17 protein-coding genes are annotated in these 13,920 nt (G+C 72.4%); 11 read left to right on the plus strand and 6 right to left on the minus strand.

Annotation, left to right across the window (positions count from 1 at the left end):
- Positions 1 to 148: 148 nt before the first annotated feature.
- Positions 149 to 2,380, plus strand: a complete 2,232-nt coding sequence (locus QRN40_RS11080) for a HelD family protein (RefSeq protein ID WP_285115688.1) — start codon at positions 149 to 151, stop codon at positions 2,378 to 2,380.
- 87 nt (positions 2,381 to 2,467) lie between these two features.
- On the opposite strand, the gene QRN40_RS11085 is transcribed toward QRN40_RS11080, so the two are convergent.
- The 4 genes from QRN40_RS11085 to QRN40_RS11100 are packed head-to-tail and all read right to left on the minus strand — an operon-like array spanning position 2,468 to position 5,389.
- Positions 2,468 to 3,151 carry a DUF1684 domain-containing protein gene (locus QRN40_RS11085; protein WP_285115690.1) on the minus strand — a complete coding sequence of 228 codons (684 nt, stop codon included), beginning with the start codon at positions 3,149 to 3,151 and terminating at the stop codon, positions 2,468 to 2,470.
- Positions 3,148 to 3,717, minus strand: a complete 570-nt coding sequence (locus tag QRN40_RS11090) for a hypothetical protein (RefSeq protein ID WP_285115691.1) — start codon at positions 3,715 to 3,717, stop codon at positions 3,148 to 3,150. The genes QRN40_RS11085 and QRN40_RS11090 overlap by 4 nt, the downstream gene beginning before the upstream one ends.
- Before the next feature lie 50 nt (positions 3,718 to 3,767).
- Positions 3,768 to 5,069 carry an RNA polymerase sigma factor gene (locus QRN40_RS11095; protein ID WP_285115692.1) on the minus strand — a complete coding sequence of 434 codons (1,302 nt, stop codon included), beginning with the start codon at positions 5,067 to 5,069 and terminating at the stop codon, positions 3,768 to 3,770.
- On the minus strand, positions 5,066 to 5,389 hold the full coding sequence (locus tag QRN40_RS11100) for a YciI family protein (RefSeq protein WP_285115694.1): 324 nt from the start codon (positions 5,387 to 5,389) through the stop codon (positions 5,066 to 5,068). The genes QRN40_RS11095 and QRN40_RS11100 overlap by 4 nt, the downstream gene beginning before the upstream one ends.
- Before the next feature lie 99 nt (positions 5,390 to 5,488).
- On the opposite strand from QRN40_RS11100, the gene QRN40_RS11105 reads away from it, so the two are divergent.
- From QRN40_RS11105 to QRN40_RS11130, 6 genes are all read left to right on the plus strand, one after another.
- Positions 5,489 to 5,986, plus strand: a complete 498-nt coding sequence (locus tag QRN40_RS11105) for an EVE domain-containing protein (RefSeq protein WP_285115695.1) — start codon at positions 5,489 to 5,491, stop codon at positions 5,984 to 5,986.
- Positions 5,983 to 6,579: a 2-phosphosulfolactate phosphatase gene (locus QRN40_RS11110; protein ID WP_285115696.1), complete on the plus strand. Its 597-nt coding sequence runs from the start codon at positions 5,983 to 5,985 to the stop codon at positions 6,577 to 6,579. The genes QRN40_RS11105 and QRN40_RS11110 overlap by 4 nt, the downstream gene beginning before the upstream one ends.
- A 42-nt stretch (positions 6,580 to 6,621) precedes the next feature.
- A complete protein-coding gene (locus QRN40_RS11115) occupies positions 6,622 to 6,924 on the plus strand; it encodes a DUF427 domain-containing protein (protein WP_285115697.1) in 303 nt (100 codons plus the stop codon).
- 15 nt (positions 6,925 to 6,939) lie between these two features.
- Positions 6,940 to 8,106, plus strand: a complete 1,167-nt coding sequence (locus tag QRN40_RS11120; RefSeq protein WP_285115698.1) for a PQQ-dependent sugar dehydrogenase — start codon at positions 6,940 to 6,942, stop codon at positions 8,104 to 8,106.
- A gap of 83 nt (positions 8,107 to 8,189) precedes the next feature.
- Entirely contained in the window at positions 8,190 to 8,720 is a 531-nt protein-coding gene (locus tag QRN40_RS11125; protein ID WP_285115699.1) for a hypothetical protein, read from the plus strand.
- Positions 8,721 to 8,768: 48 nt separating this feature from the next.
- Complete coding sequence (locus QRN40_RS11130) at positions 8,769 to 9,266, plus strand: SprT-like domain-containing protein (RefSeq protein ID WP_285115700.1); 498 nt, start codon at positions 8,769 to 8,771, stop codon at positions 9,264 to 9,266.
- Positions 9,267 to 9,270: 4 nt separating this feature from the next.
- Here QRN40_RS11130 and QRN40_RS11135 read toward each other — a convergent pair whose 3' ends face one another.
- A complete protein-coding gene (locus QRN40_RS11135) occupies positions 9,271 to 9,879 on the minus strand; it encodes a GNAT family N-acetyltransferase (protein WP_285115702.1) in 609 nt (202 codons plus the stop codon).
- A 97-nt stretch (positions 9,880 to 9,976) separates the two neighbouring features.
- Between QRN40_RS11135 and QRN40_RS11140 the strand changes: the two genes are divergently transcribed.
- Genes QRN40_RS11140 through QRN40_RS11155 form a run of 4 tightly spaced genes read left to right on the plus strand, consistent with a single transcriptional unit; the run spans position 9,977 to position 13,006 of the window.
- Positions 9,977 to 10,735 carry a CGNR zinc finger domain-containing protein gene (locus QRN40_RS11140; RefSeq protein WP_285115703.1) on the plus strand — a complete coding sequence of 253 codons (759 nt, stop codon included), beginning with the start codon at positions 9,977 to 9,979 and terminating at the stop codon, positions 10,733 to 10,735.
- Positions 10,732 to 11,490 carry a LamB/YcsF family protein gene (locus QRN40_RS11145; protein ID WP_285115704.1) on the plus strand — a complete coding sequence of 253 codons (759 nt, stop codon included), beginning with the start codon at positions 10,732 to 10,734 and terminating at the stop codon, positions 11,488 to 11,490. Before QRN40_RS11140 ends, QRN40_RS11145 begins: the two co-directional genes overlap by 4 nt.
- Entirely contained in the window at positions 11,487 to 12,104 is a 618-nt protein-coding gene (locus QRN40_RS11150; RefSeq protein ID WP_285115705.1) for a 5-oxoprolinase subunit B family protein, read from the plus strand. The genes QRN40_RS11145 and QRN40_RS11150 overlap by 4 nt, the downstream gene beginning before the upstream one ends.
- Positions 12,101 to 13,006 (plus strand): 5-oxoprolinase subunit C family protein, encoded by a 906-nt coding sequence (locus QRN40_RS11155; protein WP_285115706.1) that lies wholly within the window; start codon positions 12,101 to 12,103, stop codon positions 13,004 to 13,006. Before QRN40_RS11150 ends, QRN40_RS11155 begins: the two co-directional genes overlap by 4 nt.
- A 28-nt stretch (positions 13,007 to 13,034) precedes the next feature.
- On the opposite strand, the gene QRN40_RS11160 is transcribed toward QRN40_RS11155, so the two are convergent.
- A complete protein-coding gene (locus QRN40_RS11160; RefSeq protein WP_285115707.1) occupies positions 13,035 to 13,916 on the minus strand; it encodes a spermidine synthase in 882 nt (293 codons plus the stop codon).
- Positions 13,917 to 13,920: the final 4 nt, after the last annotated feature.

The following is a 13,920-nucleotide window of genomic DNA, read 5'->3' on the forward strand; positions in this document are numbered from 1 at the left end:
ACAGAGCCCTGCGCGACGCGAAGCGTTCTACGACGCAGCGGGCAACATGACCCGCAGCCTCCAGCCTAGGGCATACCGCCGTGCGAGTGCTGTGAGCGCGTTCACAACCGGAGGTCGTAGACTGTCGGCCCGGAATCGAGAGGTGGCCATGGGCGTGCTGGAGTCGGAGCTCGAACGCGAGCGCGCCGTGGTGTCGGGGCTGTATCAGCGGCTCGACGAACTGCGTGCGGAGACGGAGGAACGGCTCGCGCGGGTGCGTCGCGACAGCGTCGGAAGCAACCACCAGGCGCGCAGCGAGCGGGATGCGTTCGCGAGGCTCTACGAAGATCAGCTGACGCAGCTCCGCGACGTGGATGCGCGACTCGTGTTCGGGCGGTTGCTGCTGGAGGAGCCCGTGGACGGCTCCGACCACCGCTACATCGGCCGCGTGGGCCTGCGGGATGAGGACCAGCGGTCGCTGCTCGTGGACTGGCGCGCGCAGCAGGCGGGTGCCTTCTACCAGGCGACGGCGAGCGAGCGGATGGGCGTCCGGGCGCGGCGCCACCTGACCATGTCGGGGCGCCAGGTGACCCGGATCGACGACGAGGTGTTCGACGAGGCGCTGCTCGAGGGCGATCGCGGCGGGGAGCGGGTTCAGGGCGAGGGAGCGCTGCTGGCTGCTCTGACGGCGCAGCGCACCGGCCGGATGCACGACATCGTCGCGACCATCCAGGCCGAGCAGGACCGCATCATCCGTTCCGACCTCCGCGGCGCGCTGGTCGTGCAGGGCGGTCCCGGTACCGGCAAGACGGCGGTCGCCCTCCACCGCGCGGCCTACCTGCTCTACGCCAACCGCCAGCGGCTGAGCGCATCCGGTGTCCTGGTGGTCGGGCCGTCGACGGCCTTCCTGCGGTACATCGAGGCCGTGCTGCCCTCCCTCGGAGAGACCGGTGTCGTCATGTCCACGCTCGGCGAGCTGTTCCCCGGTGTGGAGGCGACGGCGGAGGATGCGCCGGAGGCCGCCGTCCTGAAGGGCTCGGCGCAGATGGCGCGGCTGCTCTCACGGGCGGTGAAGTCGCGGCAGAAGGCTCCGGAGCAGGAGCAGACGATCGTCGTCGACAACGAACGCCTCGTCGTGTCGCCCGAACTCGTCCACCGCGCGATCACCCGGGCGCAGCGCACCGGCAAGCCGCACAACGTCGCCCGGGTGACGTTCGTGAAGCACGCGCTCGCCGAGCTGACGGATCAGCTCGCGGCGCAGCTGCGCGCATCCGGTTCGACGATCGATGAGGCGGACATGAAGGTGCTGCGGGAGGACCTCCGCACCTCCTACGACGTCCGCGTGCTGCTCAACACGGCCTGGCTTCCGCTGACCCCGCAGAAGCTCCTGCAGGACCTGTACGCACGGCCCTCGTGGCTCGCCGAACTGGCGCCGCGCTGGTCGCAGCAGCAGCGGGATGCGCTGCGCCGCGACCGCACCGAGCCGTTCACGGTCTCGGACGTCCCGCTGCTCGACGAGGCCGCCGAGCTGCTCGGAGACTTCCCCGGCCGGGCGGATGCGGCGGATCGCGAGCGCGACCGGCAGCGGAAGCGCGACCTCGAGAACGCCAAGGCGGCCATCCGGAACATGGGCGTCCAGGGCCTGGTCAGCGCGGAGCAGCTCGCGGACGGTTTCGCCGAGCAGCCGGACCGCGGGACCACCGCCGAGCGGGCAGCGGCCGACCGCAGCTGGACGTACGGCCATGTCGTCGTCGACGAGGCGCAGGAGCTCTCGCCGATGCAGTGGCGGGTGCTGGTGCGCCGGTGCCCGATGAAGTCGTTCACGATCGTGGGCGACATCGCCCAGGTCGCGTCGGCCGCGGGCGCCACGAGCTGGCAAGATGCGCTGGACCCGGTGTTCAAGGACGCCTGGCGCCTGGAGGAGCTGACGGTCAACTACCGCACGCCCGCTCAGATCACCCGCGAGGCCGAGCGCATCGCCTCCGAGGCGGGCCTGCCGATCACGCCCACTCGTGCGGTGCGCGAGGGGGAGTGGCCGATCCGACGGGTGCAGGCGGCGACCGCAGGGCCGGACGCCCTGGGAGATGCCGTCGCCGAGGCCGTCGCGGGCGACCGGGCGATCGATGACGGCGGAACGCTCGCCGTCATCACGACGAAGGCCGACCTCCCTGCCGTCTCGGATGCTGTGCTGCAGCGATTCGGGGATGCGGCCGGTCGCGGCGCCAACGGGCTCGGACGGCCGATCGCGGTCCTGACGGGCTTCGAGGCGAAGGGCCTCGAGTTCGATGCCGTCGTGCTGGCCGACCCGGACGCGCTGGCCTCCGAGTCTCCGCGCGGGGCCGCATCCCTTTACGTCGCGATGACCCGCCCCACACAGCGCCTCACCCTCGTCTCCCGCTGACGCGCCGCTCCCGCCGCATCCCGTGAGGTGCTCGCAAATACACCTGACACGCCGCCCGGCAACGCAACGACGAGCACCTCGCCGAGGTCACTCCCCGGCGTAGCGCTCCCCGACGGGCACCTCGACCCCGAGCGTGTTGCCGGCCTGCGCGAGCGGGCACGCCCACGCCGGGTCGTACGCGCACGACGGGTTGTAGGCGAAGTTGAAGTCGAGCACGAGGGACGCCTCGCCGTCGTCCGTGTCGAGCCCCAGGTCGGCGCCCTTGATCGTGTCGATCAGGTAGCGGCCTCCGCCGTAGGTCCCGCCGGGCCGCCCGGCCAGCGCATCCTTCACCGGCACGAACAGCCCGCCGCCGTAGGACGACAGCCGCCACACGTCGAGCGTCCCGGCGAGGGGGATGCGCACCGTGCCGAGCAGCTCGAAGGGCACCACGCCGTCCGTGCCGGTCTCCACGTCCATCCGCCTGGCCTCGGCGGCAGGGTGGATGGGCAGCTCGAACCGCCAGTCCGGGTCGTACGGCACCACAGGCAGCCCGGTGAAGCGGTCGCGGTCCTCCGGCAGCAGCGGCGACGCGGGATGCGACGAGAACAGGTCGTTGCGACACGAGATCCAGTGCGCGTGCGCCTCCGCCGGGTCGTGACCGGCGAGCCGTCGCACCGATGCGTACAGCGCGAAGACGCGCCGCCGCCAGTCCGCCGTCTGCACCGCCGTGACGGCGCGCGCCGGCCGGTCCTGCGTGTCTCCGGTCGTGACCGGCTCCGCGTGCGTCATGTCTCCTCCACGGTGCTGCTCTGCTGGGTCGCGGGAGCGTCGTCGCCGACCTCCCGCACTTCGGGATCGTAGGCCCAGGTGGGCGCCAGGCGCCGCAGGCGCACGCCGCGCCACTGCCAGAACGCCCAGAAGGCGTACCAGGCGAACGGCGTCAGGGCGCCGGCGCGCACGATCAGCTGGTCCCGGTAGAGCGTCCGGAGCCGTCCGTTCTCGTCCGGGCCTGCCGGGTCGGGAGCGATCGCCATTCGGTGGTCGAGGTGGGGGATCGCGGAGAGCACGCCGCCCGTCCCGCCGCCGGTGTCGTGGAGGATGCGGGTCGCCTGCTCGCGGGGATCGGTCGACCGCAGGGTATCGAGCTTGATCGCCTGCGTACCGACGGTGAATGCGCCGAGCGCCTTCACCCGGACCCGGTGCTCGGAGCCCCAGGTCGTCGGGAACCCGGCGGGCTCGTCGGACCGGAAGTCGAGCCACGGCATCGCGACCTCGCGGAACGCGGTGGGGCTCTGCAGGGCGCGCCAGGCCGCATCCGGGTCGCAGTCGAGCGTCAGCTTGAGGAGCACGCGCATGACCCCAGTCTCACCCCGATCGCGCGTCCGGGAAGCCGGGGATGCACGACTCAGAGGCATTCCTCGGCTCGCGCAAGCAGCAGCTCGCGCTCCCGGAGGTTGCCCGTCATCGCGGCAGCGCGGCGGAACTCGTGCCCGGCTTCGGCGCGGCGCCCCAGCCGCATCAGCAGGTCGGCGCGCACCGACGGGAGCAGGTGGTACGACTCCAGCGCGCCGTCGATCGCCAGCCGGTCGACGACCTCCAGCCCCGCCTCCGGGCCGTAGGCCATGGACAGCGCGACCGCACGGTTGAGCTCGACGACCGCCGACGGCCGCAGCTCGCCGAGGGCTCCGTAGAGTGCGACGATCTCCTCCCAGTCGGTCGCCTCGGGGGTGGCTGCCGTGGCGTGCCGGGCCGCGATGGCCGCCTGCAGTGCGTAGGGGCCGCGGCTCACTGGTGGCCGCCTGCTGAGCCGGAGGGCGTCCGAGCGTTCCAGCGCGGCGACGCCGCGCCCGATCAGCAGCTGATCCCAGCGGGCGCGGTCCTGATCCTGCAGCAGGATGGGCGACCCGTCCGCCGCTGCACGGGCGCCCAACCGCGACGCCTGGAACTCCATCAGCGCGACGAGGCCGTGCACCTCCGGTTCGCGCGGAGTGAGCTCGGCGAGCACGCGGCCGAGACGCAGCGCCTCCCGGCACAGGTCGGGACGCATCCAGTCGTCGCCCGCCGTCGCCGAGTACCCCTCGTTGAAGATCAGGTAGATGACCTCCAGCACCGACGCCAGGCGCTCAGGGAACTCGGTCCGCTCCGGCACCGCGAAGGGAACGCCTGCCGCGCTCAGCGTGCGCTTGGCCCGCACGATCCGCTGCGCGATCGTGGCGGTCGGGACGAGGAACGCGCGCGCGATCTCGTCGGTGGACAGTCCGCCGAGCAGCTTGAGCGTGAGGGCGACGCGCGCCCCCTGCGGCAGCACGGGATGGCAGGCGACGAAGACGAGTCGCAGCAGGTCGTCGCCGATCGGCTCCTGCGCGACGCGCGCCGGGTCGTCCGCGCCGATCTCCTGCTCGAGGTCGTGGGCGATCGCCGCGTACCGGTCGTCCAGGCGTTCGCGTCGCCGCCAGCCGTCGACCGCGCGGCGCTTGGCCACCGTCGTCAGCCACGCGCCGGGGTTGCGGGGGACTCCGGTCTCGGGCCACTGCTCCAGGGCGGCCACCAGCGCATCCTGCGCCAGCTCCTCCGCCAGCCCGACGTCGCCGGCCACCCGCGCCAGCCCCGCGATCAGCCGACCGGACTCGATGCGCCACACCGAGTCGATGGTCCGCCGGGTCTCCTCGGCGGACGGGATGCGCGCCGCCTGCTCCTCCTGCGTCATCTGCCTGCGTCACCGGCCACGCGCCGCACCTCCACCGTCCCGCGGGTCAGCGGCAGGCGGCGCGCCCACTCCAGTGCCTCGTCCTCTCCCGCGGTCTGCAGCATCCAGATCCCGGTCACATCGCCCGCTGTCGGCTGGTGTCCGCTCGGGATGCGGCTCAGGATGCGCTCCTCGCCCTCGAAGCGGAGGCAGGCGCCGGCGTCCGCGGGCTCCAGCGCCTCCGCCGCCAGCAGCACACCGGCGCGGACGAGCTCCCGCTCGTAGCCGTCGAGCGCGGCCGGGTCGCCGTCGTCCGCGAGCGCCATCAGCACGAAACGCATGGTCCTATCCTCTCCTCGAACGGGTCTTCCGTCACGGATACGTCGAACCGGACGCCGTGGTTTCGACACCGTGTCGGCGGTGTGCGCTACAACGGGAGCATGGCGATCCGTTATTGGCTGGGCGTGGTGCAGCTCGACCACGTGCTGCGCGGGGTCGCCGGCGGCTTCGCCCAGGTCAACCATGGCGCCCGCGCGCCGCTCGAGCGGATGGGTTCTGCCGACGGCTTCGTCTTCTACTCCCCGCGTGCGTCCTACCCGGACGGCGAGCCGCTGAAGCAGTTCACGGCCGTGGGACGTCTGGCCGACGACGACGTCTTCCAAGTGACACAGGGCCCGGCGATGCGGGGTCCGCAGGGCGACTTCCTTCCGTGGCGTCGCCGGGTGGAGTGGGATCACGACGCGGTGGCGACGCCCATCCGACCGCTTCTGGGGGCGCTCGACTTCACCCGCGACCGTCCGGACTGGGGCTACCAGCTGCGTCGGGGACTCATCGAGCTGTCTCGTCACGACTTCGAGCTCATCCGCCGGCAGATGCGGCCGTCACCGGGCGAAACACGGCCGGCCCGCGGTGACGACCGCATTACGATGGCCCAGTGACCCAGCCGACCGCTCCCGAGATCGACATCGTCCCCGCCGCGCACCGACAGGCGAAGTACCAGGTGCGCTTCGACTGGGCTGAAGACGGACTCGCCGCCATCGCCGGGGATGCCGACGTGCTGGTGTGGGTGGATGCGCTCCCCGACACCGCAGAGGTCCCGCACCTTCCCGGGGAGGGTGCGGTCGTCGCCGCCGGTCTGACGGACGCCCCCGCCGTGGCGCGCTGGATTCTGGACGAGCAGGTGCGGCTGGGCCGCCGCGCGATGATCGCGCTGGTCGCCGCCGGCGCCACCACCCCGGGCGGTTCCACCCGCTTCGCCGTCGAGGACCTTCTTGCGGCCGGGGCCGTCGTGGATGCGCTCGCCGCGGTCGGGATCGACTACGCGTCACCGGAGGCGGCCGCCGCCTGCGGGACGTTCACCGGTCTCCGCGGCGCCGTGGCCCACCTCCTGACCGCCTCCGTCTCGGGTCAGGAGCGGATCGCAGCCGGTGCCGTCCCCGCCGAGATCGCCGCCTCCGGTCGCCTCGGAACCTCCGACGCTGTGACGGTGCTCCGAGCTCCCCGGCAGAACGGTGCGCCCGGCGCGGAATGATCGGCCGCCGGCGTACGTTTCGCAGCACAGGAGGTTTATTCGATGAAAGCCGTGCTGAACGACACCGTGATCGCCGAGGCCCCGCAGGAGGACCTCATCCGCATCGAGGGCAACTGGTACTTCCCGCCCGCGAGCGTGAAGTCCGAGTACCTCGAGGAGAGTGCGACGCCCTACACCTGTCCGTGGAAGGGCGAGTGCCAGTACTTCTCCGTGAAGTCTGACAACGGCCTGCTGCAGGACCGCGCGTGGAGCTACCCCACCCCGTACCCGAGCTCCTTCGACCGGGTCGGCAAGGACTACAGCAACTACGTCGCCTTCTGGAAGGACGTCCAGGTCGTCGACTGACGACCGGAGGCCACCATGGCGCGAAACGGCCGCCGCCTGAGCCTCACGGCTCTGGCGGCGGCCGCGCTCGTTCTGGCGGGGTGTTCGGCTCCCACCCCGACGCCGACCGCGACGCGCACGCCGACCTCGACCCCGCGGCCCACCGGAACATCGGCGGCGGTCGCCGCGATCCCCTGGCAGCCGAGCGGCCGGACGACGGTCCTCGAGACCCGTCTGGAGGCTCCCTGGTCGGTGGTGCCGCTGCCGAGCGGGTCGGCGTTCCTCAGCGAGCGCGACTCTGGCACGATCCTCGAACGGTTGCCGTCGGGCGGTCTGCGCGAGGTCACGACGGTGCCCGGTGTCGTGCACCAGGGCGAGAGCGGACTGCTCGGGCTCGCCGTCCAGCAGCAGTCCGCCCCTCCCTTTCTCTATGCCTACCTGACCACCGCCGACGACAACCGCGTCGTCCGTATGGCGCTGACCGGCGTCCCGGGCAGCTACGCCCTCGGCGCTCCCGAGCCGGTCATCACGGGCATCCCGAAGGCGTCGAACCACGACGGCGGACGGATCGCGTTCGGCCCCGACGGCATGCTGTACATCACCGCCGGGGACGCCTCCGATCCGGGCAACGCGCAGGACGTCGCGTCGCTCGGCGGCAAGATCCTGCGCATCACGCCCGAGGGTCAGGTCCCGGGCGACAACCCGTTCCCCGGCTCGCCGGTCTGGTCGTACGGTCATCGCAACCCGCAGGGCATCGGCTGGGATTCGCGCGGAACGATGTGGGCGAGCGAGTTCGGTCAGAACACCTGGGACGAGCTGAACATCATCCGCCCGGGCTCGAACTACGGCTGGCCCGTCGTGGAGGGCGTCGGCGGCGATCCGAAGTACACCGACCCCGTCTACCAGTGGCCCACCGACGAAGCGAGCCCGAGCGGTCTGGCCATCGTGGGCGACACCATCTTCCTTGCCGCACTGCGCGGGGAGCGGTTGTGGACCGCCTGGCCCACCGACGGCGGAGCCCCCGTCACGGTCGCGCCCTTCTTCGACGGCCAGTTCGGCCGGCTGCGGGATGTGGTGGCCGTCGGTGACCGCATCTGGCTGCTGACCAACAACACCGACGGCAGAGGATCGCCGCGTGACGGCGACGACACGCTCATCGAGGCCGCATTGACGCCGGCCCAGGCTGTCAAGCGCCCGGGGTGATGTCCTGCTGCGGGTAGTCTGGTGGGGAATCACCGATCGGGAGCAGAACCCTGAGCATCATCCTCGGATACGATCCGACCACCTTGCGCGAACGCGTTGATCTGCGCGCTGCCGGCGAGCGTCTGGATGAGCTCGGCAGCTTGCGCAGTCTCAGCGCGCTCAATGAGAAGACGGTGCTGCTGCGCCTCCTCGGCCGACTCGATGAGGCGATCGAGGTGGGCAACGAGGCGGTCCGCCAGGCGCGCTTCACCGGAGACCGCGAGCAGCTGCTCGGCGCCCGCATCCGTCGCGCCCAGGTCCTGCAGTACCAGGGCAAGACCGACGAGGCCGTCGTCGAGCTCACCGGGTGCGCCGATGAGGCGCGCGGTCGGGAGTGGACGGCGCTCGAAGCGTTCGCCGTGCAGAACCGGGGCAAGGTCTACTTCGACACCGGCGACTACGAGAACGCCCTGGCCGACATGACTGCTGCCGTGTTCCTGCGGGAGAAGCTGGGCGCGTCGCCGGCAGAGATCCAGGCGGCGCTGACCGCGGTGGCCGTGGTGCAATCGGCCTTCGACGCCCAGCGCGGCACGGCTCCCGCCCCGCAGCGTGAGGGCGACACCGATCACGCGTAGGATGCTCGGCATGGAGGATCGGAGCGGCCCGGGCGGGACTCGTCGCTGATGGCCGAGCTCGACCGCGTGCGCCGGTGGGCGGAAGCGCTGATCGTCCTCCACCTCGATCCAGCCGTGTGGAGCTTCGGTTTCGACAATGCGAAGACCCGCGCCGGCCTGTGCAACTACACCTCCAAGCGCATCACGGTGTCGCGCTATCTCGCCGCCCGGTACGAGGACGACGAGATCCACCAGATCCTGCTGCACGAGGTCGCGCATGCGCGCGCCGGGTCCCGGGCCGGTCACGGTCCGCGCTGGCGTGCGATCGCCCTCGACCTCGGTTACGAGGGCAAGCGGCTGCACGGCGGTGCGATCGCCGACGACCTCGCGCCGTGGGTCGGCACCTGCCCGAACGGCCACACCCACTACCGCTACCGCAAGCCGGGCCGTGCTCTCGCCTGCGGCGCGTGCAGCCGCCGTTTCGACGCGGCGAACCTCATCTCCTGGCAGCACCGCGAGGTGTCGTCGTCCCAGCGGCGAGTGGCCGCCGCGGCCGCGACCGAGTAGCCGCTCAGGCGTGGGCGACGCCGAGCCGGGCGTCGAGCGCATCCCGGACGGTCGGCCACTCCTCGCTCAGGATCGAGTACACGGCCGTGTCCCGCCAGGTGCCGTCGGCGCGCAGCTGCGTGTGCCGCAGGACGCCTTCGAAGTGCGCGCCGAGGCGCGTGATGGCCGCTCGGGAGCGCTCGTTGAGCACGTCGGCCTGCAGCTTGATCCGCTCGAACCCGTGGTCGAACGCCGTTCCGAGCAGCAGCCGCTTGGCCTCCGCATTGACCCTGCCGCCCCAGGCCTCCGGCGCGTAGGCCGTCCAGCCGATGTGGGCGGAGCCGTTGTTGAGGTCGAAGTCGCCGAGCGTGGTGGTGCCGACCAGGCGGTCGCCGTCGCGCAGCACGACGGCGGTCACATTGGCGGTGTCCCACGCGAGGTAGCCGAGGATGAACTCCCGCCACTCCTCGTAGGTGTCGCGGTAGGCAGCCGGTCCGCCGCCCCAGCCGCCGGCGAAGACCTCGGGATGCCCGATCGCGTCGAACAGGTCGGGAAGGTCGTCGAGGGTCAGGGCGCGCAGCCGGATCGTCGCCCCTTCCAGCTGTGCGTGCGGGTCCGGGCGGGTCGCGATCATCCGCCCAGTATGCCAGCGGAGCCGCTCCGGCGGTCCGGTAAAGTCGTGACGACGCGCGGCGCCGAAGCCACGTGTGCTAACCGACTATGTTGGTTACATGGCGACCGAAGCGATACTCACCCGAGGCACCGGACAGTGGATGGAGCCGGGCGACGGCCAGCGCTGGTGGTTCGACTCCGGCTCGCTCGCCCTCGACTTCGCCTACACGGGCGGCCTCGACCAGCCCGACGCCGGGCCGCTCCACTCCGTGGGCGACGCTGCTGCGCTGAACGCCTGGCTCACCGAGCGGTTCCCCGAGGTCGCGCCGACGGCCGGGGAGCGCGAGTTCCGGGATGCCCGCGCACTGCGCACGGCGATCGGGCGGCTGGCACGGCAGGCCAGCCTGGGGGAGGCGTTGTCTCCGGACGACGTGGATGTCGTGAACCTCTTCGCCGCGACGCCCGACATCCCACCGGTCCTCGCCGGCGGGGGACGGCAGGCCGGGCGCACCAATGCGCGGCCGCACCAGGCGCTCGGGTCGATCGCGCGCGACGCTGTGCGGTTGTTCGGACCGGACGTCGACGGCCGCATCCGGGAGTGCTCCGCGGACGACTGCGACCTCGTCTACCTAGACACCTCGCGCAGCGGCACCCGGCGCTGGTGCTCGATGCAGCGCTGCGGCAACCGGGCGAAGGTCCGAGCGCACCGGGCTCGCGCTGTGCGCGCGGTGGAGCTGGTGGCCGCGCGGAGCGATGCCGCGACCCCAGCGCCGAGGGAGCCTGCGACCGCGCGGTGGAGCTCGGGGGCAGCGCGGAGCGGTGCCGCGACCCCAGCGCCGAGGGAGCCTGCGACCGAGGTCACGAAAGGAGCGAGATGACCACCGTCGACCTCAACAGCGACCTGGGCGAGTCGTTCGGCGCCTGGTCGATGGGGGACGACGCCGCCCTGCTGCGCCTCGTCTCGAGTGCCAACGTCGCCTGCGGCTTCCACGCCGGCGACCCCTCCACCATGCTGGCCACCTGCCGGCAGGCTGCCGCCGACGGGGTCGTCGTGGGCGCCCACGTCTCGTACCGCGACCTGGCCGGCTTCGGGCGCCGGGCGATGGAGGTGCCGCCGGGCGAGCTGCGCGATGAGGTGCTGTACCAGCTCGCCGCGCTCTCCGGCCTCGCCCGCGTCGCCGGAACAGCGGTGAAATACGTCAAGCCCCACGGCGCCCTGTACAACCGCATCGTCGCCGACGCCACGCAGGCGCGCGCGGTGGTGGATGCGGTCGCCGCCTTCGACCCCGGCCTCGCGCTGCTCGGGCTGGCCGGCTCCGCCGTCGAGCGCGCCGCCGAGGAGGCCGGACTCCGCTTCGTGCGCGAGGCTTTCGTCGACCGCGGCTACTGGACCGACGGCACCCTGGTGCCGCGCACCGAACCCGGCGCCCTGCTCGACGGCGACGACGAGATCGCCGCGAGGGCCGTTCGCATGGTCACCGAGGGCGTGGTCACGGCCGCCGACGGCACGGACCTCCGGGTGGAGGTCGACTCGCTGTGCGTGCACGGCGACACCCCCGGCGCCGTGGCGATGGCGCGGGCCGTCCGCGACGGCTTGACGGCAGCGGGCATCGAGGTGGAGCCGTTCGCGTGAGCCGCCGCGTCCTTCCGTACGGCGACCGGGCCCTCCTCGTGGAACTGGAGGGCCTGGATGCGGTGCTCGCCCTCTTCCGCGGACTCACGTCCTCACGCCCCGCGGGTGTGACCGACGTGGTGCCCGCCGCCCGCACGATCGCGGTCATGGTCGAGCCGCGCATCCTGCCGCTCAGCGCTGCCCGCGCGTGGATCGAGAGAACAGACCCTCTCGATCCTGGCGCCGTCGACGATCGCCTCGTGGAGGTGGAGGTCCGGTACGACGGCGACGACCTCGCCGATGTCGCCCACCTCACCGGACTGACCGAGTCGGATGTCGTGGAGTTCCACACCGGTTCGACCTGGCGCGTCGGCTTCGGCGGCTTCGCGCCCGGGTTCGCCTACCTGGTGCGGGAGGGCGCGTCCCTCGACGTCCCGCGCCGCGAGACGCCCCGCACCTCGGTCCCTCCGGGCTCCGTCGGACTCGCGGGCACGTTCAGCGGCGTCTACCCGCGCTCCAGCCCCGGGGGCTGGCAGCTGATCGGGCGCACGGACGCCGTGCTCTGGGACGAGGCGGCCGACCCTCCTGCGCTCCTGCAGCCGGGCACCGTCGTGCGGTTCCGGGAGGTGCCGTGACGACCCTCCATGTCCTCAATCCGGGACCTCTCTCACTCGTCCAGGACCTCGGACGGCCCGGCTTCGCTGCGATGGGCGTCGGCCGCTCCGGCGCCCTCGACCGTGGGGCGCTGCGTCTCGGCAACCGGCTCGTCGGCAACGACGAGGGCGAGGCCGGGATCGAAGTGCTGCTGGGCGGCTTCGAGGCGCGGTTCGACGGCGACGCCTGGTTCGCCGTGACCGGTGCCGTGGGCGGCCTGACCCTCGACGGACGCGACGTGGATGCGCACCAGGCCGTGCGCGCCCGCGCCGGCCAGGTGCTCGGCATCGGCACGGCGACCTCCGGTGCGCGCTGGTACCTGGCCGTGCGCGGCGGGGTGGCGGTCCCTGCGGTGCTCGGCTCCCGCTCGCGCGACACCCTCGCCGGCCTCGGGCCCGCGCCGCTGCAGGCGGGAGACGTCGTCGAGCTGGGGGACCATCCCGGCTCCGACCTGCCGCTGCTCGACTTCGTCCCGGTCCTGGACCCCGCGCTCGCCGCCGTGGAGGTGCGCGCGCACCGCGGTCCGCGCGCGGACTGGTTCACCCCGGCCGCGCTCGACGCGTTCTTCTCGGTCGAGTGGCGCGCCGCCGCGGAGAGCGACCGCATCGGGGTCCGCCTCGACGCGGTCCGTGTGCCCGCCCACGCTGCCGGTTCGGCGCGGCACCCGGTCCCGCTGCTCGAGCGGGCGGTCGCACGCGAACTGCCCAGCGAGCCGATGGTCGCGGGCGCCGTGCAGGTCTCGCCCGACGGGCGCCCGACCGTGCTGCTGGCCGATCATCCCGTCACCGGCGGCTACCCGGTCATCGCTGTCGTCGCGGACGCCTCGCTCGACGCCTTCGCCCAGCTGCGACCGGGCCAGTCGCTCACCTTCCGCCACGCCTGAGGACGGACGAGGAGAGCAGAGCGCCGGGTCAGTCCCTGCGGTTCCCGGTCTGGAAGATGCTGCGCGCCGGCGGCGGCGACGGAACGCTGGTCGCATCCGTCACGATCGGCGCCGAGGCCGCGAACGTGCGCAGCTCCTCCCCGGCGACCGCCTTCGCGGGATGCGGACCGCTGGCGAGCAGGCGCGGCAGCCACTCCAGGGGGAGCGGCGAGTTGGAGCCGACCAGCACGACGTTGCCGAACCGGCGCCCCTTGAGCACCTGCGTCTCGGCCAGCGCCGCGACGTTCTCGACGACCGCGCCGAGCGTCGACACCTGGCTGCGCGCGAACGTCAGCGGTGGCCCGTCGGCGACGTTGACGAGCACGATCCCGTCCGGTTTCAGCAGCGAGACGGCGGAGCGGTAGAACTCGACACTGGTGACGTGCGCCGGCGTGCGCGACCCACTGAAGATGTCGATCACCAGCAGATCCACCGCGCCACGGAGTCCGGCCGGCAGCTTGCCGACGACCTCCCGGGCGTCGCCGTGGCGGATGCGGATCTGCGCGTAGCGCGGGAGCGGCAGCTGCTCCCGCACCAGGTCGACCAGCCGGCTCTCCAGCTCGACCACCTGCTGGCGCGATCCCGGCCGGGTATACGCGACATAGCGGGGGAGTGTGAGCGCTCCGGCGCCGAGGTGCACGGCGGTGATCGGCTCGCCCGGCTCGCCGATCAGGTCGATCACGTTGCCCATCCGCTGCACGTACTCGAAGAACAGCTGCGACGGGTCGTCGAGGTTCACGTGCGACTGCGGTGTGCCGTCCACCACGAGCTGGTACGCCCCCGGGACGAACCGGTCGGGCTCCACCGTCGCCAGATACCCGCTCTCCGAGAGGACGACGGCGGGGAGGGGCGAAGGCGGGTTCGGCGACACAACC

The organism is Leifsonia sp. fls2-241-R2A-40a (assembly GCF_030209575.1).
In the GTDB taxonomy this organism is placed as follows: Bacteria; Actinomycetota; Actinomycetes; order Actinomycetales; family Microbacteriaceae; genus Leifsonia.